A 661-nucleotide genomic window follows, 5' to 3' on the forward strand; every position below is an offset into this window, starting at 1 on the left:
TTCACAGCCCGGCCAACCAGCAGCGCCTCGCCGAGCTGGTGGATTTCCCGGTGCTGCCGAAGAAGGGCAAACGCTCGGCCACCGAGCTTGAGCGTGAGCACGACCCGCGCTTCATCGCGCGACGCCACCAGCATTCGGCCGTCGAGTCCGCCATCAATGCCCTCGAGGCCCATGGACTCGACCGCTGTCCCGATCACGGGATCGAGGGCTTCCGCCGCTATGTCGCGTTGGCGGTCGTCGGACGCAACGTCCATCGCCTCGGCGCCATCCTGCTCGCCCAAGCGGCTGAGGTGGAGCGCCAGCGTCGGCGTCAGCGCGCCGCCTGAGGCCATCGGCCACGCGATCCCGACGGATCCGAGGGAGTGGTCTGTCCAAAAAACGCCCTTGCCTTCAAATCGCCCCATCCACTCCCGTTCTGCCCCGCATCATTGCGCTGAAACGAATAGAAACCCGCTGCACTGGGATCACGATCAGGGGGCCGCGCTGAATTGAACGGGGTTTTCGTTCAGGCACAAGTTAGGCTCCCGCGCCCGGTTTCTGCGACAATCCAGAGTTTTGCATGACCCCTTTGAAACGAGTGCAAGCCCTGGAAACGACGCGGCGCCTGGTCGCCGATGAAGCGTTCAAGAATCGGCATCGTACGACGGCCAAGGCGTTCACT

General features: G+C 64.0%; 1 pseudogene. It reads left to right on the forward strand.

Annotated features, from left to right (window positions below):
- Positions 1-326, forward strand: a pseudogene (locus G3480_RS27220) (ISNCY family transposase); the annotation flags it as partial.
- Positions 327-661 lie beyond the last annotated feature (335 nt).

This window comes from Thiorhodococcus mannitoliphagus (genome assembly GCF_010915725.1).
GTDB classification, from domain to species: Bacteria; Pseudomonadota; Gammaproteobacteria; order Chromatiales; family Chromatiaceae; genus Thiorhodococcus; species Thiorhodococcus mannitoliphagus.